We start from the raw sequence: 23,969 nt of genomic DNA on the forward strand, positions 1-23,969 counted from the left end.
GCGCCCCCGTCAGCCGCCCGCAGGGCCCGCCGCGCTTGCCGTACCGGACAGCGCGTCCATGTCGCTCTTGCGCACCCGGACCAGCACCACGGCGGTGACCAGGGCGAGCAGAGCCATGGCGACGGCCGGTATGAAGGCCGTGGAGATTCCCTCGGACAGCACTTCGTGTCCCCAGGGCGCCGGCAGCTCACCGGTCTTGGCGAAGGCGGCCTTCTGTTCCGGCGACGCGTTCGCCATGAAGTCCGCCATCTGTTCCTTGCCCTCGTCCCGGCTCGCCGTGCCGAACACCGTGGTCAGGATGGAGAGGCCGAGCGAACCGCCCACTTGCTGCGTCGCGTTGAGCAGGCCGGACGCAGCGCCTGCCTCGTGTGGGGCCACTCCGGAGACAGCCGTCAATGTAAGGGTCACGAAGTTCAGACCCATGCCGAAGCCGAACAGCAGCATGGGGCCGAGCACGCCGCCCACGTACGTACTGTCCGGGCTGATGAAGGTCTGCCAGCTGAGCCCGACGGCGACGAGGGCCGAGCCGATCACCATGAACGGTTTGGGGCCGAGAACCGGAAGCAACCGCTGGGAGATGCCCGCGCCCGCCACGATCGCGACCGTGACCGGCAGGAAGGCCAGGCCCGCTTCGATCGGTGTGTAGCCCAGTACGTTCTGGACGAAGAGCACGATGAAGAAGAACATGCCGAACATCGCCGCTGCCAGGCTCAGCATGATCACGTACGAGCCCGAGCGGTTGCGGTCGGCGAACATCTTCAGCGGAGTGATCGGTTCCTTTGCCCGGCTCTCGATCAGGGCGAAGGCGACGAGCAGCACGACCGCCGCGCCGAACGACCCCAGAGTGAGACTGTCGCGCCAGCCGTCTTCGGCCGCCCGGATGAATCCGTAGACCAGGGAGGCCATGCCGAGGGTCGACGTGAGGGCGCCGGCGATGTCGAACCGGCCCGGATGGCGTTCGGACTCGCTGATGTAGAGCGGGGCGAGGAAGGCGATCAGGATGCCGATGGGTACGTTCACGAACAGCACCCAGCGCCAGTCGAGCCACTCCGTGAGCATGCCGCCTGCCAGCAGGCCGATGGCACCGCCGCCCGCGGAGACGGCCGCGAAGACACCGAACGCGCGGTTGCGCTCGGGGCCTTCGGGGAACGTCGTGGTGATGAGTGCGAGGGAGGTGGGCGATGCGATCGCGCCACCTACGCCCTGCAGAGCCCGCGCTGCCAGCAACTGCCAGGGTTCCTGGGCGAATCCGCCGAGCAGCGAGGCGAGGGTGAAGACCAGGATGCCGGTCATGAAGACGCGGCGGCGGCCGAGGATGTCACCGGCGCGGCCACCGAGGAGCAGCAGTCCGCCGAAGGTGAGGGTGTACGCGCTGACGACCCAAGTGAGGTCAGTCGTCGAGAACTTGAGCGCGTCCTGAATGTGCGGGAGCGCGATGTTCACAATCGTCGCATCGAGGACCACCATGAGTTGGCAGGCCGCGATGACGGTCAGGGCGATTCCGGGCCGGCTTCCCCTGCGTGCGGCTCCGGGCTTTTGATCTTGAGTTAATTGAGAGGTTGTCACTATGGATCCCCCACAGGTGCGTTAGTGAACGTCACCGTTCACTGTCCCGTCAACGGTAGTGACTCCCCATCAGTGAACGCAACCGTTCACTGAACACTGCCTCGTTCGCTCAACGGAGAGATTTCGATGGTTACTTCGCGCTGGAGCGCCGCCTCCGCTCCGACGGCCTCCCTGCGCCGGCGGGGCCCCGTACTGGAACGGGCGATCCTCGAAGCCGCACTCGAGCAGCTCAGCACCGTCGGCTGGAACGGTCTGACGATGGAGGGGGTGGCCGCGGGCGCCCAGACCGGCAAGGCGGCCGTCTACCGCCGCTGGCCCTCCAAAGAAGACCTCGTCGTGGACGCCCTGCAGGCCGGTCTTCCGAAACTCGACTCCGCGCCGGACTGCGGCGGGGTCAGGGAAGATCTCCTGCAGCTGTGCCGGCAGATGCGCGAGGCAATGTTCTCGCGGCCCGGATTCGCTCTGCGTGCCGTGCTTCACGAATGCGACAGCGTGACTGCGGAGCGGTTCCACGGAGTGATCTTCGACGGAGTCGTCGGGCCGAGCGTGGAGCTGATCAAAGAGGTCGTACGCCGTGGGGTCGAGCGCGGAGAGGTACGCGCCGAGGCTATGGACCCGTACGTGTGCGACGTCCTTCCGGCGATGATGATGTACCGCTCCAAGGTGTGCGGGAGCGAATGGGCGGACGAAGAGTTCACCGAACTGATCGACCAAGTCATGGTTCCGCTGCTTCGTCGGTAGGCCTGGGTGTCGCGGGTGGCAGGCGGCGGCGTACGCTGTCTGGCGCCATGCCGTACGAACCACCCACCCACACCGTCGAGCGCTCCCTTCGCGCTACCACCGGAGCGAAGATCGTTGCCGGTGTCGACGAAGTCGGGCGCGGCGCGTGGGCGGGACCGGTCACCGTATGTGCGGCGATCACGGGACTGCGCAGGCCGCCCGAAGGACTCACCGACTCCAAGCTGATCACTCCCAAGCGGCGCACCACGCTCGCCGGGGAGCTGGAGGGCTGGGTCACGGCCTATGCCCTGGGGCACTCCTCGCCGGAGGAGATCGACGACATGGGGATGACCGCCGCGCTGCGGCTCGCCGCGGTGCGCGCCCTGGAGGCGCTGCCGGTGCGTCCGGATGCGGTGATCCTCGACGGGAAGCACGACTATCTCGGGATTCCCTGGCGGGTTCGTACGGTGATCAAGGGCGACCAATCCTGTGTGGCCGTCGCTGCGGCGTCGGTGATCGCCAAGGTTCGGCGCGACAAAATGATGGCCGAACTGGGTATCGAACATGCAGACTTCGGTTTTGCGGCCAACGCCGGCTATCCGTCGCCGGTGCACAAGGCCGCGCTGGCGGAGCGGGGGCCCACCCCGTACCACCGGATGTCGTGGGCGTATCTTGATGCGCTGCCCCAGTGGCGGCACCTCAAGAAGGCCCGCAGCTGGGCGGATGGAGGCGTTCCGGAAATCGAGGGCCAGCTCGGCTTCGATTTCTGATGCTTCCGGCAGTTCCACTCGCACTCATGTGCCACCCGCCGATGCGACCCGCATCGGCATTTGATAGACAACAACGCATGCCTCTCAGTCCCGAGGAGCCTCAGATTCACGAGAGTGCCCAGGGTCCCCGCGTGACCCCGGCCAGTGGCCGCATCACGCCGACCCCCCGCCCCGTACCCGGCCCGCGTCCCGCGGCCGTGCCGCGTCCAGGCCGACCGGGCCCCGCCCGGCCGACGCCGCCGGCGCAGCGCACGTCGCGTGAGCCGGCCGCACAGCCCGGGCCGTCCGCCCCGGCTGCTTCCGGATCCTCCGCCGTTCCCGCTGGTTCCACCGCGGGCTCCGCCACGGCTGCCGGTGCTTCGGTTCCGCAGATCCAGTTGATCCCGGCTTCCGCCGAGGGGGCGCTCGACGCCGCCGAGGAAGCTGTCGACCTGCTGCTCGACTCGGGCCGCGCTCCGGGTGAGGTCCTGGTGATCACCACCGGCGACCCGCACCCGTGGGCCACGCACGAGCTGTCGTTCGGCGAAGCCTCCTACTGGGCCCAGCACGATGCGGGTGACGACGTCTTCTACGCCGACGCCGCCGCCCTGAACCGTGCCGTGTCCCGTCCCGTGGTCGTCGTCGCCATCAATGGCGGCAGCGAGGAGACCGCGGTCGGCGCACTGCCGACGGCGCTCACCCGGGCCGGAGTCCTGTTGATCGTCTGCGGAGACCCGCAGCGGATCAACGCGATGCTGGGCGCAGGCGTCTGACGTTCACTGTCCGGCACCTGCGCTGCGGTGCTCCGGCTTCGACTGCCTGAGGTCTGGTGCCTGAGGTCTGGTTCCGGATGCCCGAGGGCGGGTGGACGGTGTCGGGGTGGTCGGTGTCGGGTGGTCGGCGTCCGTGGCATGGCCGGGTTGGCTCGAGCTGTGCTCGTACGGGCGTGTGCGTACGTGCGTGTGCGTCGCGTTCGCGGGACACGGGTGACGGCGTGCTCCGGCCCATGCCGGTAGCCCGCCCCGCCTCGCGGTGTCCCGCTTGGTGCGGCAGGCCGGAGGGCGCCTCAGCGCGCCGCCGCTCGGCGCAGTACGTCGGACGCGGCGCCGCCGGTGCGTGGTGGTGGGGGATCGGTTTCGGCGAAGGCCTCGGGGCGTGAGCCGGAACTCGGCCGACGGCCGCCACGGCCCTCGCCGAGCACCTGCCAGCCGTCGCGGGTCAGCGTGATGTAGGCGCCGCACCGCAGGCCGTGCAGCGTGCACGCGTCCCGCAGCCCCCACATCCACGCCCCGTCCTCCTGCGTCCAACGCGCGTCACCGTCACGGCAGTAGAGCAGGACGGCGGTACGCACCGGAGTGCGGCGCCGCAGGTCGTGCGGGATGACCCGACGCAGCTGCGCGAGCAGCGCGTTACGGAACACCCAGCCGTCCGCCGCGCTCGGCCGTCGGGTGAACGAAGCGCTCGCCCGAAGCCGTTCCTCCGGATCGAGCACGGCGACGACGGCTGTCGCGGGCGTCGGGCGATGCCGGGCATGCAGGCCACTGACGACTTCACGCGGATTGCGCAGCAGTGGGATTCCCGCGGCTGACCACTCCGCGGGCTCGAGCATCCGGGCCAGTCGGTTGGCGGAATCGGCGGACAGCTCAGCCGATGTCGAGAACTCCGACATCGATGCCGCACCGGACGGAGAGAATCCGAAGGTCACGGTCCTCCCTTCGGCTACGCGCCCAGAGGGCGGGGTCGGACTGTGGAGCGCACCGCGGCACAGCCCTGCCGGACCACGGGAAGGCGCGCGGGGAGCGGTTCCAATTCTTCCCGTCGTACTGCCCTGCGGCAACGAGCAATTGGGTCCGCCGACCGGTATCTGACGATGCGCCACCTATATCCCTGCCCACGGCGCCGCGCCTTGACGCTTGAGTCAGCCTTGTACAGCCAGGACCAGCGGCAACACCCCCTTGGCTCCGGCCCGTCGGAGCATGCGAGCGGCCACTGCCAGGGTCCAGCCGCTGTCCGTCAGATCGTCGACGAGCAGAACGGGACCGCCCGCTTCCTGGAGTGCCGCGGCCACCTCAGGGGGCACGGTCAGCGCTCCGTCGAGGGCGCGCAGACGCTGCGCGCTGTTGCTCCTCGGTACATGTGCCGTATCGGCTCCGGCGGCGTACTCGATGGAGCCGAGGAGCGGCAGGCGGCCCACCTCGGCGATCCGCGCGCCCAGGGTCTGGATCAGCTGGGGCCTCGTATACGACGACATGGTCACGACTCCGGCCGGCCGCGCCTGGGCGTCGGCGCTGCCCGAGGCCCAGCCGCCGGGGCCCTTGGCCCAGTCGGCGAGGACACCGACCACGGCATTCGCCACGTCGTCGGGCACGGGTCCGTCAGGAGCCTGCGGGGCGAGCATCGGCCGGAGCCGGTTGCCCCATCCGATGTCCGAGAGCCGCCCCAAGGCCCGTCCTTGGGCTGCCTGCTCTCCCACAGGGATACGTCCCTTGAGGTCGACGCCGACCGCGGCGAGCCCGGTCGGCCACATCTTCCGGGGTTCCACGTCGACACCCGCGCGGACCAGCTCGCCCCGTGCCGTGTCCAGCGCACCGGAGGACACGGCGTCGGTGAAGCGCGCGCCCGCGCAGTTGTCGCAGCGGCCGCAGGGGGCTGCTCCCTCGTCGTCCAGCTGCCGCCGCAGGAACTCCATGCGGCAGCCGGGAGTCGTGGCGTAGTCACGCATCGCCTGCTGCTCCGCCTGCCGCTGCTTGGCGACCCAGGCGTAACGCTCGGCGTCGTATGCCCAGGGCATCCCCGTGGAGATCCAGCCGCCCTTGACGCGCCGGACCGCGCCGTCCACGTCGAGGACCTTGAGCATTGTCTCGAGCCGTGACCGGCGCAGTTCGACCAGTGGTTCCAGGGCGGGCAGCGACAGCGGCCTTCCCGCCTGTGCCAGCACGTCCAGCGTGCGCCGGACCTGCTCCTCGGGCGGGAAGGCGAGCGAGGCGAAGTAGTTCCAGATCGCCTCGTCCTCCTTGCCCGGAAGGAGCAGCACCTCCGCGTGATCGACACCGCGGCCCGCGCGGCCGACCTGCTGGTAGTAGGCGATCGGCGATGAGGGGGAGCCGAGATGCACCACGAAGCCGAGGTCCGGCTTGTCGAAGCCCATCCCCAGGGCGGAGGTGGCGACCAGGGCCTTCACACGGTTGGCGAGCAGGTCCTCCTCGGCCTGCTGCCGGTCCGCGTTCTCCGTCTTTCCGGTGTACGAGGCGACGGTGTGCCCGCACTGCCGGAGGAAGGCGGTGATCTCCTCGGCGGCCGCGACAGTGAGCGTATAGATGATTCCCGAGCCCGGCAGCTCGTCCAGGTGGTCGGCGAGCCAGGCCAACCGGTGCGCCGCGTTGGGCAGTTGCAGCACATTCAGGCTCAGGCTCTCCCGGTCGAGAGGTCCGCGCAACACGAGCGCGTCCGAGCTGCCGCCGGTACCCAACTGCTCGGCCACATCGGCCGTCACACGCGCATTGGCCGTCGCGGTGGTGGCCAGAACGGGGACCCCCGGCGGCAGGTCGGCGAGCATGGTGCGCAGCCGTCGGTAGTCGGGCCGGAAGTCGTGGCCCCAGTCCGAGATGCAGTGCGCCTCGTCGACCACGAGCAGGCCGGTGGCCGCGGCGAGCTTGGGCAGGACCTGATCGCGGAAGTCCGGGTTGTTCAGCCGCTCCGGGCTGACGAGCAGGACGTCCACGTCGCCGGAGGCCACCTCGGCCTGGATGGTCTCCCACTCCTCCGTGTTGGAGGAGTTGATCGTGCGGGCGCTGATTCCGGCTCGCGCGGCTGATTCCACCTGGTTGCGCATGAGTGCGAGCAGCGGGGAGACGATCACGGTGGGGCCGCTGCCCCGCTCCCGCAGCAGCGCGGTCGCGACGAAGTACACGGCGGACTTTCCCCAACCCGTGCGCTGCACGACAAGCGCCCGGCGCTTGTCGGCGACCAGTGCTTCGATCGCGCGCCACTGGTCCTCGCGCAGTCGTGGACCGTCCGACGGTGGCGCCTCGCCGTTCGCGGGCGCGGGGCCGCCGACGAGGCGGGCGAGTACGGCATCGGCCGCCGTGCGCAGCTCTTCGTTGCTCATGCCCCCATGCAACCCGATGGGTCTGACATTCGGCGAACGGGTCCGCCGGCTTGTGGATAACTCTTGGCGTGCCCCTGTCCGTAGTTATCCACAGGCCAAACCGGAATCTGGTGATCCGCGGGAGAGTCGGCGCATGGCGAACCACAGCGAGCACAACGACCCGATCGATCCCACCAACTCCGCCGACGCCGTCAGTTCCACCGGCTCAGGCGACTCCACCGGCTCCACCGGCTCCGTCGACCCGATCGACACCATCGCTTCCGTCGGCGAGACCCTGGTCACCTTGCGCACTCCGGCCGAACTCGCGGACGCGCTCCCGTACTTGCTCGGGTTCCGGCCCGAGGAGAGCGTCGTCCTCATTGCTCTGCACGGCGAGCGGGGGCGGTTCGGCGGACGGGTGCGCCTCGGTATTCCGGGGCGCGCGGAGGACTGGCCGCCCATCGCGGAGCAGCTCGCGCAGTGTCTGGTGGGTGGCTGCGAGCGGCGCGGGGCCCGGCCTGACGGCATCGTCGCGTTCCTGTGTGCGGAGCCCGTCGGCGCCGAATCGGGACGGGAGGTCATGGAGCGCCTGCGCCCGCTGGCGCAAGTGCTCCGCACCGCCTGCGGAAGCCTCGACGTCCCCGTGTTCGAGGTCGTGTGCATCACCGCGGGCCATTTCTGGACCTACTGCTGCCCGAACGAGCAGTGCTGCCCGCCGGAAGGCGTACCGCTGCTGCGGCCCGGCACGTCGGTCCTGGCCGCGGCCACGGCCTACGCCGGCGTCCAGGTGGGCGTCACGCCGCGGGAGATGCGGGCGCGGCTCACGCCATGGGAATCGGCCGCCGCACCTCATCAGGAGGCCGCTCTCGATGCGGCGGGCATGGAGATCGTGCGCCGGATCATGGAAGAGGGCGGGCACGGGGAGGTCGCCGCCGACACGCTCGACCTGGCCCGCAGGATCATGGGGCGGATGACCGACGCGCCGCCGGTCAGCGACAGGCTGGAGGCGGATCTGCAGGACGACGAACTTCTCGCGCACGACGAGGCCGCAGCGCTGATCCTCGGCCTGCAGGACCGTACGACACGCGATCGGGCGGCGGAGTGGATGGAAGGCGACGTCGCGACACCAGCGCTTCGTCTCTGGAGGGCGCTGGCCCGTCGCTGCGTCGGCGCCTACGGAGAGCACGCCGCTGCGCCCCTGTCCCTGGCGGGCTGGGTCGCCTGGTCCCTCGGCGACACCACGGAGGGGCAGGAAGCACTGGACATGGCGCTGTGCGCCGACCCCAGCTACACCTTTGCGCAGCTCCTGCACCATGCCTGCACCGGGGATCTGGACCCCGAACCGATCCGCCGCTGTTTGCGCAGGGAGCGCACCGGACGTGACGCAGAGGAGGCCCAGACCGAACTGCCGCGCGCTGCGGGGGCCCTGGACTCTGAGGGAGAGCCGGTCGGCGCCGCTCCACTACGCCGCCGCCCCGCACGCCCGAAGGGCGGCAGCGGCGCACGGTCCACCGACAGGCCGAGCACAGGACCGCAGAACCGCCGCCGCACCATCCGGCGTGCGGCGAGGAACGACACGTGAACGCGGGGCTTCGGCACCGAAGGGCAATTTGGAGGTCACGACAGAGGGCAGATCAAGGGACGGATCAAGGGAGGGATCGGAGGAGGGGTCGGAGGACGGATCGGAGGGCTGGGGCGCGATGGCCGCCGGTGGGGATGCCGTACGCGGAAGTCAGGGGCCGGCCGGGTGGCTTACCGGCCTCGGGGCGTGACTCCGGGAGGGGCCGGTCCGTTCACCTGAGTGGCGGTACCTGTGCCCGGATCGGGCCGCCGAACGACCTCCGACTCCCCGTAGCGCGGACAGCGCGGAAGAAGCCGCCTCATGCCCCGGCCCGCCTCGTCTCCTGTATCCGGTGCCTCCGGTCCTGTCTCCGGCCCTGCCTCCGGTGCCTCCGGCAGAGAGGGGCGCCAGCGCCCCGCGCCGACTCCACCGCGTCTGTCCGGTGGGCAGGCTCCAGCGCCGCGCCGTCCCGCGCAGTTGCCGCCCGCGCACGCCGCACTGATCTGTGTCGCCATGCCCGCGCTCGCGATCTCCTCGGACCAGGGGCAGTTGACCGGCCGCGGACTCGAGGGTTTCTACCGCGCGGGGCGCAGGCTGCTGTCGCGCTGCGAAGTGCGGGTGGCGGGGCGCGATCCGGTCGCCGTGCAGGCCCGGATGCTCTCGGCCGACAGTGCCCGTTTCGTCGCGACGCTGCGCCCGTTCGCGGACGGTGGCCCGGATCCGGACGTGGTCGTCGAGCGGACCCGGCACGCGGACGGCACGGAGCGGATCCTCCTGCGCAGCGCCGCAGGCCGTCCGCTGCGGCTGCCCGTAGAGGTGTCGCTCGGCACGGACCTGGCGGAGCTCGGAACGGTCGCGTCCGGCAACACTGGTCCCGAACTGCCCGCCAGTGTCCACGACTCCGGCATGCGCTGGTCCTCGCCCGCGGGCCACTGTCTGGTCACCGCGCACCCTGCGCCCGCGGACGCACTGGCCTCCGCAGGACTGCTGCGCTGGGACGTGGAGCTGCCGCCGGGCGGTACCTGGAGCCTGGAGCTGCGGGTCCGGCCGGAGGGTGCGGGTCCTGTGAGAGCGGTCGGGCAAGGGGCGTCGCGCTCCCTCGCCACGGCGCGGGCCGCGGGCGACGATCCCGGGGCCCGGGCCCTGCTGGACCGATCCGTGGAGGATCTCCAGGCGTTGCTGATGCGGGACCCCGAGCACCCGACCGACGTCCACCTGGCCGCGGGGGCGCCGTGGCGCTGCGGTCTCGCGCCGGCCGAGGCGCTCGCTGCCGCCCGGATGGCGCTGCCGCTGGGCACGCGGATCGCCGTGGGCACGCTGCGTACCCTTGCCCGCCGTCAGCTCGCGGGCAAAGGACCACGGGCGGGCATGATCCCCGGGCCGCTGCGGAACGCGGGACCGCATCTGCCGCCCGGATGCACGGGGGTCGAGGCGACGCTGCTCTTCCCGGTGCTGTTGGCGGAGGCGTGGCGTTGGGGGCTCTCGGCGCCGGAGACGGAGGAATTGCTCCCGGCAGCCGAACGCTGTCTGCGGTGGCTGCTTGCGGCGGCCGGCGACGGAGAACACCTGCCGGACCCGTATCCGGGCGGCCCCGCGCGCTGCGAGACCCAGGCCCATGCCCACCGGGCCGCGCTGCTCGGCGCCGACCTGCTCGACGCGCACGGCCGGTCGGGCGCCACCGAGCTGCGGCAGTGGGCGGAGCGGCTGCGGGACACCTTCCGGGAGAAGTTCTGGGTGGAGGACCGGACGGGCGGGCGGCCTGCGGCAGCCCTTCTGGCCGACGGCCGCCCCGTGCCCCTCCTCACCGGCGGTGCCGCCCACCTCCTCGACACAGGTCTGCTCGGGTCGGGCGTGCTCGCGGCGGGGCTGCTGGACAAGGTGCAGACCGAGCAGCTCGCCCGGCTGCTGGGAGGGCCCGCCATGGACTCGGGATGGGGGCTGCGGAGCCTGGGCGTGAAGGAAGCCGCGTACAACCCGTTCGGGCATCGGGGCGGAGCGGTCCGTGTCCATGAGACGGCGGTCGCCGTCGCGGGTCTGGCCGCCGCCGGCTACGAGAAGGAGGCGGGTGGACTGCTGCGAGGGGTGCTGGCGGCGGCCGAGGCGTTCGGCCACCGGCTGCCCGAGATGTACGCGGGGGAGCAGCGTGCGGAGGGTGGTGCTCCGTTGCCGCACCCCGCTGCCTGTCGCCCGGCGGCCACCGCCGCAGCCGCCGGGGTGCACCTCATCACGGGGCTCGCCGGGATCCGGCCCGACGCCCCGTCGCGCACGGTGACGCTCAGCCCGGTCCGCGGCGCACCCTTGGGGGAGCTGGGGCTGACGGCGCTGCGCGTCGCGGGCGCTCCGTTCTCCGTACGGGTCAGCAGGCTCGGTCTCGCCATGGTCGAGGAGGCCGCTGAGGGGCTGCAGCTGGGGGTGTGACGCACGGGAAAGGGATCTGCTGCTGGGGCACGACGCATGCGAGGGGGACGTGCGGCAGGCGTGGCGCGAACCTGACGCGGGAGCCGGTGAATCCCGCCGGGATCGGTTGCCGGAGGAGCTGTTTATCGTCAGGCAGACGACTATGATCGCGGCATGTCGCCCTACGACCCGTCGGCCTTCCCGCCCTTCGCTGTCACCGTCGATCTGGTCGTGCTGACCGTGCGCCGTCACGCGCTCTGCGCGCTTGCCGTACGGAGGGGGGAGCCGCCGTTCCAGGGGCGTTGGGCGCTCCCCGGTGGCTTCGTGCGCGACGACGAGGATCTGTCGTCGGCCGCCGCGCGGGAGCTGGTCGAGGAGACGGGGCTGCGCGCGCATGATCCGGACACTCCGGTCCAGGCGAACGGCGCGCACCTCGAGCAGCTCGCCACGTACGGAGATCCCAAGCGCGATCCGCGGATGCGGGTCGTCAGCGTCGCCCATCTCGCGCTCGCTCCCGATCTGCCCGCGCCGCGGGCAGGCGGTGACGCGAACAGCGCGCGCTGGGCGCCGGTCGAGGCGCTGCTCCACCAGGGCGGATACGGCCGCGAGGACGAGCAGGCGGCGCCGCTCGCCTTCGACCACGCTCAGATCCTGGCCGACGGCGTGGAGCGCGCGCGTTCGAAGATCGAGTACTCCTCCCTCGCGACGGCCTTCTGCCCGCCCGAGTTCACCGTCGGTGAGCTGCGCAGGGTGTACGAAGCCGTGTGGGGCGTCGTGCTCGACCCGCGCAACTTCCACCGCAAGGTGACGGGCACACCGGGCTTCCTCGTCCCCACCGGCGGTACCACCACCCGCCAGGGCGGCCGACCCGCCCAGCTCTTCCGTGCGGGCGGCGCGACGCTGCTCAACCCGCCGATGCTGCGCCCCGAGGTCTGAGGCCCGCGCCGCGGGGCACGTGCTGGTCAACTGCCGGTCCGGACACGTGATGGACACCCGCGGCCCGCACCCTGAACGAAATGACGGAAATATCGCGTTATCTTGCTGAAGTACCCACGGGGTTCATCCGCCCCCGACCCGGTGGACTGACCCCGGCCGCCGAGCGGTCGCACATCCCGCGAGAGAAGCGATGATCCAGGCCATCGGACTGACCAGCAATCCACGTCAGGAGCTGTCGCCCGCCGTCGACGACGTGTCCTTCGAGGCGCGAACAGGCCGTGTCACGGCGCTGCTCGGCGCGCAGGGCGCCGGTAAGACGACGGCGCTGAGGCTGATGCTCGAAATCCAACAGGGCCGAGGAGTCACCTACTTCAGAGGGCGCCCGCTGCACCGCATCACGCATCCGTCGCGCGAGGTGGGAGTCCTTCTGGGGGAGGTGCCGGGGCACCCCGGCCGCACGGTCCGCGGCCAGCTGCGCATGCTGTGCGCCGCAGTCGGTGTGCCCGTCCAGCGGGCCGACGACGTACTCGAAGTGGTCGGTCTCGTCAGCCTCCGCGATCAGCGGCTCGGCATGCTTTCGCGCGGCATGGACCGCCGCCTCGGCCTGGCCTGCGCGCTCCTGGCCGACCCGCACACTCTCGTCCTCGACGGTCCCGCAGACGGGCTCTCGGCGCGGGAGGCCACGTGGCTGCACAGCGTTCTGCGCGCGCACGCCACCCAGGGGGGAACCGTCCTGTTCTCCACGGCCGATCCCAAGGAGGCCGCACGGACCGCCGACCGGGTCGTCACGCTGGAAGCGGGCCGTCTGGTCGCCGACCAGGAAGCCGGCGACTTCGCCCGCACCCGGCTGCGCCCCCGGGTCGCGGTGCGCAGCCCGCACGCTGCACGCCTCGGTGCGCTGCTGTCCAAGGAAGCCCGTGCCGGGCAACGTTCGATCGAGGTGGTGAAGGAGGACGGGAACCGGCTTTCGGTATACGGCAGCCATTGCGCCGAGATCGGAGAGACGGCGTTTCGCCACGGCATCCTCGTCCATCAACTCGCCGACGAGATCGGGGATGCGGGGCCTGTAGCCGCGGCGCCCGCGCCAGCGCCCGAACGCGTAATCGAAACCTCTGGGGCGGCTGCTACGGGCGGGACGGAAGAGAGCCCGGCAGGACTCAATTCGGTGGAGGGTGGGTCGGCTGCAGTCGCCGATGTGCTGCCCGATCCTGGTACCGGTACCGATCCTGGTACCGGTACTGACCTTGAGGCCGGGGCCGGGGCCGAGACCGGCACCGGCACCGAGACCGGCACCGAGACCGGCGCCGAGACCGGCGCCGAGACCGGCGCCGAGACCGGCGCCGAGACAGAGACCGAGACCGCGGCTACGACCAAGATCCTCATCCCCCTCGCCACCACAGACTCGACCGGCACAGGCGCAGGCGCCCCGCGGGCGGCCGTGGACCCAGCCCCCTTGCCACCCCCCATCTCGATCCGTCCTGCCCGCAGCCCTCTCCGCCCCTTGCGCTACGAGCTGCGCCGAGTCGCCGGCATCGGCACCGGGTACCTCACCACGGCCGCAGTGCTCGTGGTCTCTGCCGTCCTCTGCGTCTTCCTCGCCAGGAGCGGGCACACGCCACAGCCGCTCCTGCTCGCTGCGTGGCCCCGGGAACTACCCTTGCCGCCCGCGGCGCTTGGCGCCGGGCTACTGGGCGCACTCGCCTTCGGTGAGGAGTTCCGCCACCCCGCACTCGCCGTCGACCGGGGCACCGTCCCCCGCCGCTTGGGGCTGCTGTGCGCCAAGTTGATCGTCGCGGCGGCCACCGCGCTCCTGCTGAGCCTGCTCGTCCTGGTCTCCGACGGCGCGCTGCTCCACCTCGTATACGGAGACGAGGTCGCGAAAGTTCCCGCTGACTGGCTGTCACTGAGCGCGAGTTGGATCGCCCTGGTGGCGGGCTGCGCATGGGCGGGGGTGCTCGCCGGAGGGGTTTTCCGGTCCACGGCCGCCGGCCTGGCCGCCGTTCTCGCGGTGCCGATCGTCGTCGTACCGCTCGTACAAAAGGCCTTGGAGGGACCGTCTGTGCGATCGGCGGCGGGGCTGCCGGGGCGGCTGCGCGACCTCGCTCTGGTGCAGTGGCCGTTCGGCGTCGAGCGATATCTGGCCGGTGGAGTCCGGATGGTGGCCCAACCTGTGGGCAGTGCGCTGATGTTGTCCGTTACCGCTCTGCTCTGCGCATTTCTGCTCACGGGCATGCGAACCAGGGCCCGATAGCGACCACCCGGCGCTTCTGATCCCGCGCTGCGCACAACTCCTCGCAGAACGGCCACTTCTTTCCGATAAGGCGTCAATTGCGGCGGGGTAAGCGATCACCCTTTCGTGTGCTTTTCACCAAAGACCTCAAGGGACTTGGGAGCGACGCCGACAAAGGTTCCGTGAGTACCCTTGCGCACACCATGATGACCGCCGCCCGCTCCGCCGACTCCGGCCTCGCCGGCCCGGGCGAACTCGACCGCTACCCCTACGCGGAGGCCCACGGTGCCGATCGCGTCGTCGCTCCCTCGTGGGACAGCGCCGACCAGGATCTCGGCCGCGTCGGCCGCCGCACCGCAGGCAGCCGCGGCCGTGGACTGCACGGCCAACTCGTCCAGCAGCTCGGCCAGATGATCGTCTCCGGTGACCTGGGCGCCGACCGCCCGCTGGTCCCCGAGGAGATCGGCCAGCGTTTCGAGGTCTCCCGCACCGTCGTCCGGGAATCGCTGCGCGTGCTCGAAGCCAAGGGCTTGGTCAGCGCCAGGCCCAATGTCGGCACGCGCGTGCGCCCCGTCAGCGACTGGAACCTCCTTGACCCGGACATCATCGAGTGGCGTGCCTTCGGGCCGCAGCGCGACGACCAGCGCCGCGAACTCGGTGAGCTTCGCTGGACGATCGAGCCCCTCGCCGCCCGGCTCGCCGCGGGCCACGGCCGCGAGGAGGTGCAGCAGCGGCTCGCCGACATGGTCGAGATCATGGGCCACGCCCTGAGCCAGGGCGATGGGATCACCTTCTCCCGTGCGGACGCGGAGTTCCACTCGCTGCTCATCCAGCTCGCGAGCAACCGCATGCTGGAGCACCTGTCCGGGATCGTCTCGGCCGCGCTCCAGGTCTCGGGCGGTCCGATCACCGGCTGTGACCGCCCCACCGAGGCGTCCCTGGTCCACCACTCGCGCATCGTCGACGCTCTCGGAGCGGGCGACGGACCCGGCGCCGAGGCTGCCATGCGCCAGCTGCTCACGGTCCACCCTGAGGTGGAGCGCGTCGTGCCCGCCCCCCGCGAGCACTGACGGGCCGGGTCTGCGTCCGTACGGCCGGATCATGCGCCTCGCGGCCCGACCTCATCACTCAGTTGGCGCGGTGCTGTCGCCGGGCCTCTGCGGGTTCCTCGGGGATCCGTCAGAGCCCGGCGACGCGGTTGTTGCCGTCCGGGCGGCCGCCAGAGCCTAGGTCTGGACACTTCTGACCGTATCTGGCAGCTTTTGAGTGCTTACGGGGTGTGACTCGGGCCACGTAGATTGGGCGTAACGCTCCTCGGGGCAGCGCGATGACCTAAGAGGTGATAGCCGAGGAGGGAATACAGCAGTCGTTCGCGGCGCTGTGTAGCTCCCCGGCCCGCCTGCGCCGTCGGCCCATCCCCAGTCGTCGGTCGTCGGTCCTGGTCCACAATGGACGGGGCCGGAAGCCGTTTTCCAACGTTCCGAGAGGTTGTTCGTGTCGGCCAGCACATCCCGTACGCTCCCGCCGGAGATCGCCGAATCCGTCTCTGTCATGGCGCTCATCGAGCGGGGAAAGGCTGATGGGCAGATCGCCGGCGATGACGTGCGTCGTGCCTTCGAAGCTGACCAGATTCCGGCCACTCAGTGGAAGAACGTTCTGCGCAGCCTCAACCAGATCCTCGAGGAAGAGGGTGTGACGCTGATGGTCAGTGCCGCGGAGCCGAAGCGCCCCCGCAAGAGCGTCGCAGCAAAGAGCCCGGTCAAGCGCACCGCGACCAAGACTGTCGCGGCCAAGACGGTCACAGCGAAGCAGGCCACCGCGACCGCCGCCCCCGAGGCGTCGGCCGTAGATGTCGCAGCTGAGGACTCGCCCGCGAAGAAGGTCGCCGCCAAGAAGACGACGGCAAAGAAGGCCGTCGCCAAGAAGACCGTCGCCAAGAAGGCGACGGCCAAGAAGACGTCCAAGCAGGACGACGAGATGGTGGACGACGAGGCCACCGAGGAGACGCCCGCCAAGGGCAAGCCCGGTGAGGGCGAGTCCACGGAAGAGGGTCCCCAGGCAGGCTTCGTACTGTCCGACGAGGACGAGGACGACGCCCCGGCCCAGCAGGTCGCCGCGGCCGGTGCCACCGCCGACCCCGTCAAGGACTACCTGAAGCAGATCGGCAAGGTCCCGCTCCTCAACGCGGAGCAGGAGGTCGAGCTCGCCAAGCGCATCGAGGCCGGCCTGTTCGCCGAGGACAAGCTGGCGAACGCCGACAAGCTCGCACCGAAGCTCAAGCGCGAGCTGGAGATCATCGCCGAGGACGGGCGCCGCGCCAAGAACCACCTCCTGGAGGCCAACCTCCGCCTGGTGGTCTCCCTGGCCAAGCGCTACACCGGCCGCGGCATGCTCTTCCTGGACCTCATCCAGGAGGGCAACCTCGGTCTGATCCGCGCGGTCGAGAAGTTCGACTACACCAAGGGCTACAAGTTCTCCACGTACGCCACATGGTGGATCCGTCAGGCGATCACCCGCGCCATGGCCGACCAGGCCCGCACCATCCGTATCCCGGTGCACATGGTCGAGGTCATCAACAAGCTCGCGCGCGTGCAGCGCCAGATGCTCCAGGACCTGGGCCGCGAGCCCACCCCGGAGGAGCTGGCCAAGGAACTCGACATGACCCCGGAGAAGGTCATCGAGGTCCAGAAGTACGGCCGCGAGCCGATCTCCCTCCACACCCCCCTGGGTGAGGACGGCGACAGCGAGTTCGGTGACCTCATCGAGGACTCCGAGGCGGTCGTTCCGGCCGACGCGGTCAGCTTCACGCTCCTTCAGGAGCAGCTGCACTCGGTGCTCGACACCCTGTCCGAGCGTGAGGCGGGCGTGGTCTCCATGCGCTTCGGTCTCACCGACGGCCAGCCGAAGACCCTCGACGAGATCGGCAAGGTCTACGGAGTGACGCGTGAGCGCATCCGTCAGATCGAGTCGAAGACGATGTCGAAGCTGCGTCACCCGTCGCGTTCGCAGGTCCTGCGCGACTACCTCGACTAGTCACCAGCGCTCCACAAGGAAGACCCGAAGCCTCGACGAGGCTTCGGGTCTTCTGTTTGTTCGAAGCGTTCACCCGGCGTCGTCCTGTTCTATGCGTCCGCCCCGGTCCGGACGCGCGTGGCGCGGGTGCGGGGCGTGCCGCTCTGGATCACTGTGGGTGTGCCATGGCAACCCAGAGTGAGGAGTTCGCATGCCTCGTCCTTTCGCCCGAACATTTACGGCGGCGTTGGCCCTTGTCGCACCGGTGGCGGTGCTGCCGCTGGCCTCACCGGCCCCGGCGGCGGCCGACAGCGTCGTCATCGGAGGCAGTCCCGTCCGGGTGGCCGACAGTCCATGGGTGGTGGCGCTGTCCAGCCGTGACCGGTTCGGAGGTACGCGCTCAGGACAGTTCTGCGGAGGGGTGGTCGTCGGGCGCTCGACGGTCCTTACCGCGGCGCACTGCCTGGGGGAGGAAGTCCTCGGAGTGCCGCTGAGGAGGATGAGTGACCTGAAGGTGATCGCCGGCCGGGATGATCTGGGCACGTCGGAGGGGCGTGAGATTCCGGTGCGTGAGGCGACGGTGAATCCGAAGTACGACAGCACCTCGAACGCCGGTGACGTCGCGGTGGTGACGCTGGCGAGCCCGCTTCCGGAGGGCTACGTGATCCGTATGGCCGGGGCGGGCGACCCGGCGTACGAGCCCGGCACGCGCGCGGCCGTCTACGGCTGGGGTGACACGACGGGAGCGGGCGATTACGCGCGTACGCTGCGGGCCGCGAATGTGCGGGTGCTGCCCGACTCGACGTGCAAGAAGGCCTATCCGGGCAGTTCTGACGGAACGTACACGCCCGCATCCATGCTGTGTGCGGGGGAAGTCAAGGGCGGTCGTGACGCCTGCCAGGGGGACAGCGGCGGTCCGCTCATCGCGCGCGGGCGGCTGATCGGCCTCGTGTCGTGGGGGAGCGGCTGCGGGCGGGCCGGGAGTCCCGGCGTCTACACGCGGATCTCGGGTGTCGCGCAGGACATGCCTCTGCGCGGCTGAAAGCGCGGGCGTCGTCGGCGCGGGGAGTGCGGGGCGCCGCGGGGGACCGCCGAGAAGGGGTCTGGGCGCCCGTGTGACGAGAGCGGGCGGCCGCCCCTGGGGTTGGCAGGGTCGGCCGCCCGGTCACCGGCCTGGAGAGCGCCGGATGGCTCGTCGTGGGTGCGAGGTGTCAGCGATCCTCGTCGTTTGTTTCCGGGACGGCCGTCAGCCGCTCCGTCTCGTCCTGTATCTCAGCGGCGATCTTCTTGAGTTCCGGCTCGAACTTGCGGCCGTGGTGGGCGCAGAAGAGCAGTTCACCGCCGCTCAACAGGACGACGCGCAGGTATGCCTGGGCGCCGCAGCGGTCGCAGCGATCAGCGGCCGTCAGGGGGCTCGCGGGGGTCAGAACAGTAGTCACGTCGCCTCTTCTCTAGCTCGACGAGCTGTCGTACCAGGGTCAACATCCAACCAGGCCGAAAACGTTCCCGCTCGTGGCTTTTCCTCGAAGTTTTTTCCGAGGCGGCTGTCTGCTGCCGGTTGGCGGCGAATGTGCCGTATTACGTCTCTAACGTGTCGTACGGTTTCGCGCTGTCTGTCAGGTCGGTCGTCCGCCGGCTGGGTTGCCGGTTGTTCATGAGGACGTGCCCGGAGCCTAAATGGTTCATGCCTGGAAGGGAACGTGACGTGCGCTTCACTCAATCGAGGGATCGAACAAGCGTGCGGCACTGGACTAGTGTGAGTTGAGACGAGGGTGGCGTTACAACGGCTCTACCAGGCCTCGGTACCCTCTGAGCGGCAACCGAAGCCGGGTCCTTACCCCAAAGGACCCCATTTGAAATTCAGCGAGGAGCGAACCGCGTGACCGCCGAGACGTCCGTGCCGTCCACAGCGTTGCTGACCGGAGCAGACCGGGACGGTTCCAACTACACCGCGCGGCACCTGCTCGTCCTGGAGGGGCTCGAGGCCGTTCGCAAGCGTCCGGGCATGTACATCGGGTCCACGGACAGCCGTGGCCTGCTGCACTGCCTCTGGGAGATCATCGACAACTCCGTCGATGAGGCCCTGGGCGGCTACTGCGACCACATCGAAGTCATCCTCCACGACGACGCCTCAGTAGAGGTCCGGGACAACGGCCGAGGCATCCCGGTGGATGTCGAGCCCAAGACCGGCCTTTCCGGGGTCGAGGTCGTCATGACGAAGCTCCACGCGGGCGGCAAGTTCGGCGGTGGCTCCTACGCTGCCTCCGGCGGCCTGCACGGCGTGGGTGCCTCCGTGGTGAATGCCCTGTCCGCGCGCCTCGACGTAGAGGTGGACCGCGCGGGGCACACCCACGCGATCAGCTTCCGTCGCGGCGTTCCCGGCGCTTTCACCAAGCCCGGCCCCGATGCCGACTTCGACTCGTCGGCCAAGCTGCGCAAGGCCAAGAAGATCCCAAAGAACCGCACCGGCACGCGCGTGCGCTACTGGGCCGATCGCCAGATCTTCCTCAAGGACGCCAAGCTCAACCTGGACACGCTGCACCAGCGCGCCCGCCAGACGGCGTTCCTGGTGCCGGGCCTGACCATCGTCGTACGCGACGAGTACGGCCTCGGAGAGGGCGGCACCAAGGGCGAGGAGTCCTTCCGCTTCGACGGCGGCATCAGCGAGTTCTGTGAGTACCTCGCCCAGGACAAGGCCGTCTGCGACGTCCTGCGCCTCACCGGGCAGGGCAGCTTCAAGGAGACCGTCCCGGTCCTCGACGACCACGGCCAGATGACGCCCACCGAGGTCACCCGTGATCTCACCGTGGACGTCGCCATGCGCTGGGGCACGGGGTACGACACGACGCTGCGGTCCTTCGTCAACATCATCGCCACCCCCAAGGGCGGCACCCACGTGACGGGCTTCGAGCGCTCCCTCACCAAGACGATGAACGAGGCTCTGCGGGCCCAGAAGGTGCTGCGCGTCGCCGAGGACGACATCGTCAAGGACGACGCCCTGGAAGGGCTGACCGCGGTCGTCACGGTCCGGCTCGCCGAGCCGCAGTTCGAGGGTCAGACCAAGGAGGTGCTCGGCACCTCGGCGGCCAACCGCATCGTCGCCAACGTCATCGCCAAGGAGCTCAAGGCGTTCCTGACGTCCACCAAGCGCGACGCCAAGGCGCAGGCGCGCGCCGTGATGGAGAAGGCCGTCGCCGCGGCCCGCACCCGCATCGCGGCCCGTCAGCACAAGGACGCCCAGCGCCGTAAGACGGCCCTGGAGTCCTCTTCGCTGCCCGCGAAGCTGGCCGACTGCCGCAGCGACGACGTGGAGCGCAGCGAGCTCTTCATCGTCGAGGGAGACTCGGCGCTCGGCACCGCCAAGCTGGCGCGGAACTCCGAGTTCCAGGCGCTCCTGCCGATCCGCGGAAAGATCCTCAACGTTCAGAAGGCGTCCGTGACGGACATGCTGAAGAACGCCGAGTGCGGCGCGATCATCCAGGTCATAGGGGCGGGGTCCGGCCGGACCTTCGACATCGACGCGGCGCGTTACGGGAAGATCATTCTTCTCGTCGACGCCGATGTCGACGGTGCGCACATCCGGATTCTGCTGCTCACCCTCTTCCAGCGCTACATGCGCCCGATGGTGGAGGCGGGCCGGGTCTTCGCGGCTGTGCCGCCGCTGCACCGGATCGAGCTGGTGCAGCCGAAGAAGGGCCAGGACAAGTACGTCTATACGTACTCGGACAATGAGCTGCGCGAAACGCTCCTGGAGTACCAGCGCAAGGGGATCCGTTTCAAGGACTCCATCCAGCGCTACAAGGGCCTCGGCGAGATGGACGCGGATCAGCTGGCGGAGACCACCATGGACCCCCGCTACCGCACGCTGCGGCGGGTCAACATCGGCGACCTGGACGCCGCCGAGCAGGTCTTCGATCTGCTGATGGGCAACGACGTGGCGCCCCGCAAGGAGTTCATCACGAGCTCGGCGGCGACGCTGGACCGCTCGCGCATCGACGCGTAGGGCTCGCGCCATCGGGGCGTAGCGCTCGCGCATCGAGGCCGGTGATCGCGCGACGCCGGTGCGTTGTGCGTACGGCGTGCCGGTGCGTTCCGCCTGCGGAGGTGCTGGTGTGTTCCGCTGGTGCGGAGCGCACTCCACCCGTGGGTGGAGCCGACGGCTCCACCCACGTTCCACCCCTGCGCCGATGTCCTGACCAGGTCTTTTCCGTAGCGTCGAAGGCGTCGGTCCTCCTCGGATCGGCTCCGCACTTCTTCGCCCCACGGAGGCCGTCATGTCTGGGCTCACCAATGTTCTGGTGATCTGCGCCGTCGTCGCGTTGGTGATCGTGCGCCAGTTCAAGGCGCAGCAGATCACCACGGACAGGCGCTGGTGGGTCATACCTGCCGTGCTGGTCTTCATGGTTGTGCGTGAGCCCGACCTGCTGGATCCGCATCACCGGGCGGTGGCCGTCGTTCTGCTCGGCGCGGAGCTGCTGGTCGGTCTGGCCATCGGCTTCGGCTGGGCACGGACCACGCATGTGTGGACGGCGCCGGACGGTGCGGTGTGGGGCAAGGGGACCAAGGCCACCGCCATCGTCTGGACCGTCGGGATCGGGCTGCGGCTCGGCCTGTTCGGCATCGGCGCGCTGCTCGGGGTGCGCCAGGGCAGCGCCGCTCTGATGCTGGCCCTCGCGGCCACGCTCCTGGTGCGCAGCGGCATGCTGGCGCAGCGGGCCGGCCTGTTCCGCCCGGCGTACGGTGTTGCGGACGCGGCGTACGAGCCGATGCGGAAGGACCCCGTGTGATCTCGGACCGGTGGATGAGATGGCCCTCCCGGGAAGGGCTCACCCGGGGAGGGCAGAGCCTCGCCAGGATCTGGTTCGTCAGGGTCCTGAGGGTGGCGATCGCCTGCGGCCTGCTGTGGAACGCGTTCCATCACGACAGGGGCTGGCGCCTGGTGGCCGGGGTCGGCCTGGTCGTGCTCTGCTGCGGGCTTGCCTGGGCTTTCCTGCGTACCTCCTTCGATCGGAGGTTGTGGCCCTCGGTCACTCTGCTGCTCCTGCTGATGGGCGGCGGATATGCCGCCCAGGCGGGCGACTGGAGGGTGCTGGCGCTCGTCCTCTGGTGCAGCACCGGGGTCCTGGCCCTGGAGCGGCTGCCGCTGCTGGCGGCTGCGGCCTGTGTGCCCGTGGCGATGATCGCGTTCGCGGCCCACAACAACGACAACTGGCTCGTCACGGGCCTCATCGTCATCGGGCTCGCGCTGGCCGGGTACACCCTGCGGCTCGATGCCGACGCGCGGGGCAATGCCCAGCGGCTCCTGGCCCAGGAGCGGGCCGCCCGCACCGCGGAGGCCGAGACGGCCGCGCTGGCCGAGCGGGCCCGCATCGCCCGGGAGATCCACGACGTGCTCGCGCACAGCCTCTCCGCGCAGCTCGTCCACCTGGAGGCGGCGCGGCTGCTGATCGAGGGGGACGCGACACGCGATCAGATACTCGAACGCGTGGTGGCGGCGCGGTCCATGGCCAGGGAAGGGCTCGCGGAGACCCGGCAGGCGCTTTCCGCACTGCGCGGGGAGATGACGCCGGTGGAGGACTTCCTGCGCGAGCTGGTCGCTTCGGACAAGGCGTCGGTGTCCGTGACGGGGGAGCGGCGCGCTCTGCCCGCCGAGGCGTCACAGGCGGTGCGACGCGTCGCGCAGGAGGCCCTGACGAACGTCCGCAAGCACGCGCCGGGCGCGAAGGTGTTCGTGCGGCTGGCGTACGGAGAGGGGGAAGTCACGCTGGACGTGCGGGATTCGGGCGGACCGCCGGGTGAACTGGCGGCGTCCGGTGCCGGGTACGGTCTGCTCGGAATGCGGGAGAGGGCCGAGCTGCTGGGCGGCTCGCTGACGGCCGGGCCGGGCGAGGAGGGCTTCAACGTGTCACTGAAGGTGCCCACATGACGGCGGAGGGCGGCGCCAAGGCGCCGGCGCGGGTGATCGTGGTCGACGATCAGACCGTGGTGCGTGAGGGCATCGTGATGCTGCTGGGGCTGTTGCCCGGTATCGAGGTCGTCGGTTCCGGGGGAGACGGCGAGGAGGCCGTCCGGCTCGTCGCCGAACTCGCTCCGGATGTTGTCCTGATGGACCTGCGCATGCCTCGGGTCGACGGCGCGGAGGCCACCCGCCGTATCCGTGCCGAGTATCCGGGGACGCAGGTCGTCGTGCTGACGACCTTCGCCGACGACGACTCGCTCTTCCCGGCGCTGAGAGCGGGCGCGCGCGGCTATCTCACCAAGGACGCGGGCGGGGACGAGATCGTGCGGGCCGTCGAGGACGTGCTCTCGGGTGACGCGGGGCTGTCTCCGCAGATCCAGCGGCGTCTCCTCGAGCGGCTGTCGGAGCCCGAGCAGCCCGCACCCGCGGTGGAGCCGCCCGACGGCCTCACCACGCGCGAGACCGAAGTGCTCGTCCTGATCGCCGAGGGAATGACGAACCAGGAGATCGCCCGGGCGATGAATGTCTCCACCGCGACGGTGAAGACGCACATCAACAACCTCTTCGCCAAGACGGGGCTCAAGGACCGTGCGCAGGCGGTCCGTTATGCCTACGGGCACGGTCTCGTCACGCCACCGAGCAAGCCGCCGGGCGCCGGTCGACCCAAATGGGGTCTTTGATGAGGTCCTTCACCTGATGGGGTGAAGAGGAGGGAGAGAAGAGTCAGGGATCTTCCCGTTCTGTCCATCCTT

General features: G+C 70.1%; 18 protein-coding genes. 14 read left to right on the top strand and 4 right to left on the bottom strand.

Annotation, left to right across the window (positions count from 1 at the left end; all coding sequences use genetic code 11):
* Positions 1-9: 9 nt before the first annotated feature.
* A complete protein-coding gene (locus ACWFR3_RS09150; protein WP_453733923.1) occupies positions 10-1,566 on the bottom strand; it encodes an MFS transporter in 1,557 nt (518 codons plus the stop codon).
* A gap of 126 nt (positions 1,567-1,692) precedes the next feature.
* Here ACWFR3_RS09150 and ACWFR3_RS09155 point away from each other — a divergent pair, with 126 nt between their 5' ends.
* From ACWFR3_RS09155 to ACWFR3_RS09165, 3 genes are all read left to right on the top strand, one after another.
* The gene (locus ACWFR3_RS09155; RefSeq protein ID WP_453733924.1) at positions 1,693-2,307 is read left to right on the top strand and encodes a TetR/AcrR family transcriptional regulator; all 615 of its coding nucleotides are present in this window, start codon (positions 1,693-1,695) and stop codon (positions 2,305-2,307) included.
* 47 nt (positions 2,308-2,354) lie between these two features.
* Positions 2,355-3,056 carry a ribonuclease HII gene (locus tag ACWFR3_RS09160; RefSeq protein ID WP_453733925.1) on the top strand — a complete coding sequence of 234 codons (702 nt, stop codon included), beginning with the start codon at positions 2,355-2,357 and terminating at the stop codon, positions 3,054-3,056.
* 77 nt (positions 3,057-3,133) lie between these two features.
* Entirely contained in the window at positions 3,134-3,808 is a 675-nt protein-coding gene (locus ACWFR3_RS09165) for a hypothetical protein (RefSeq protein ID WP_453733926.1), read from the top strand.
* A gap of 293 nt (positions 3,809-4,101) precedes the next feature.
* Here the strand turns inward: ACWFR3_RS09165 and ACWFR3_RS09170 are convergent, their stop codons facing one another.
* A complete protein-coding gene (locus ACWFR3_RS09170) occupies positions 4,102-4,740 on the bottom strand; it encodes a hypothetical protein (protein WP_453733927.1) in 639 nt (212 codons plus the stop codon).
* Positions 4,741-4,953: 213 nt separating this feature from the next.
* Positions 4,954-7,143 carry a RecQ family ATP-dependent DNA helicase gene (locus ACWFR3_RS09175; RefSeq protein WP_453733928.1) on the bottom strand — a complete coding sequence of 730 codons (2,190 nt, stop codon included), beginning with the start codon at positions 7,141-7,143 and terminating at the stop codon, positions 4,954-4,956.
* A gap of 133 nt (positions 7,144-7,276) precedes the next feature.
* On the opposite strand from ACWFR3_RS09175, the gene ACWFR3_RS09180 reads away from it, so the two are divergent.
* From ACWFR3_RS09180 to ACWFR3_RS09210, 7 genes are all read left to right on the top strand, one after another.
* Complete coding sequence (locus ACWFR3_RS09180) at positions 7,277-8,704, top strand: DUF4192 domain-containing protein (protein ID WP_453733929.1); 1,428 nt, start codon at positions 7,277-7,279, stop codon at positions 8,702-8,704.
* Positions 8,705-9,196: 492 nt separating this feature from the next.
* On the top strand, positions 9,197-11,101 hold the full coding sequence (locus ACWFR3_RS09185; RefSeq protein ID WP_453733930.1) for a glycogen debranching N-terminal domain-containing protein: 1,905 nt from the start codon (positions 9,197-9,199) through the stop codon (positions 11,099-11,101).
* Between the two features lie 153 nt (positions 11,102-11,254).
* Positions 11,255-12,016 (top strand): NUDIX hydrolase, encoded by a 762-nt coding sequence (locus ACWFR3_RS09190; RefSeq protein WP_453733931.1) that lies wholly within the window; start codon positions 11,255-11,257, stop codon positions 12,014-12,016.
* A 190-nt stretch (positions 12,017-12,206) separates the two neighbouring features.
* On the top strand, positions 12,207-14,267 hold the full coding sequence (locus tag ACWFR3_RS09195; RefSeq protein WP_453733932.1) for an ABC transporter ATP-binding protein: 2,061 nt from the start codon (positions 12,207-12,209) through the stop codon (positions 14,265-14,267).
* Positions 14,268-14,428: 161 nt separating this feature from the next.
* Entirely contained in the window at positions 14,429-15,316 is an 888-nt protein-coding gene (locus ACWFR3_RS09200; RefSeq protein WP_453733933.1) for a FadR/GntR family transcriptional regulator, read from the top strand.
* Positions 15,317-15,734: 418 nt separating this feature from the next.
* Positions 15,735-17,279 carry an RNA polymerase sigma factor gene (locus tag ACWFR3_RS09205; RefSeq protein ID WP_453733934.1) on the top strand — a complete coding sequence of 515 codons (1,545 nt, stop codon included), beginning with the start codon at positions 15,735-15,737 and terminating at the stop codon, positions 17,277-17,279.
* 190 nt (positions 17,280-17,469) lie between these two features.
* Positions 17,470-18,300: a serine protease gene (locus tag ACWFR3_RS09210; RefSeq protein ID WP_453733935.1), complete on the top strand. Its 831-nt coding sequence runs from the start codon at positions 17,470-17,472 to the stop codon at positions 18,298-18,300.
* A gap of 169 nt (positions 18,301-18,469) precedes the next feature.
* On the opposite strand, the gene ACWFR3_RS09215 is transcribed toward ACWFR3_RS09210, so the two are convergent.
* Positions 18,470-18,697, bottom strand: a complete 228-nt coding sequence (locus ACWFR3_RS09215; RefSeq protein ID WP_160507629.1) for a DUF7455 domain-containing protein — start codon at positions 18,695-18,697, stop codon at positions 18,470-18,472.
* Positions 18,698-19,137: 440 nt separating this feature from the next.
* On the opposite strand from ACWFR3_RS09215, the gene ACWFR3_RS09220 reads away from it, so the two are divergent.
* The 4 genes from ACWFR3_RS09220 to ACWFR3_RS09235 all read left to right on the top strand — a co-directional run bounded on the left by ACWFR3_RS09220 (position 19,138) and on the right by ACWFR3_RS09235 (position 23,897).
* Positions 19,138-21,261, top strand: coding sequence for a DNA gyrase/topoisomerase IV subunit B (locus ACWFR3_RS09220; protein WP_453733936.1), 2,124 nt, complete (start codon positions 19,138-19,140; stop codon positions 21,259-21,261).
* A 271-nt stretch (positions 21,262-21,532) separates the two neighbouring features.
* The gene (locus tag ACWFR3_RS09225) at positions 21,533-22,045 is read left to right on the top strand and encodes a DUF1453 domain-containing protein (RefSeq protein WP_453733937.1); all 513 of its coding nucleotides are present in this window, start codon (positions 21,533-21,535) and stop codon (positions 22,043-22,045) included.
* The gene (locus ACWFR3_RS09230; protein WP_453733938.1) at positions 22,042-23,184 is read left to right on the top strand and encodes a sensor histidine kinase; all 1,143 of its coding nucleotides are present in this window, start codon (positions 22,042-22,044) and stop codon (positions 23,182-23,184) included. Before ACWFR3_RS09225 ends, ACWFR3_RS09230 begins: the two co-directional genes overlap by 4 nt.
* Complete coding sequence (locus ACWFR3_RS09235) at positions 23,181-23,897, top strand: response regulator (RefSeq protein ID WP_453733939.1); 717 nt, start codon at positions 23,181-23,183, stop codon at positions 23,895-23,897. The genes ACWFR3_RS09230 and ACWFR3_RS09235 overlap by 4 nt, the downstream gene beginning before the upstream one ends.
* Positions 23,898-23,969 lie beyond the last annotated feature (72 nt).

The sequence above is a fragment of the Streptomyces sp. NPDC055189 genome, from assembly GCF_053606765.1.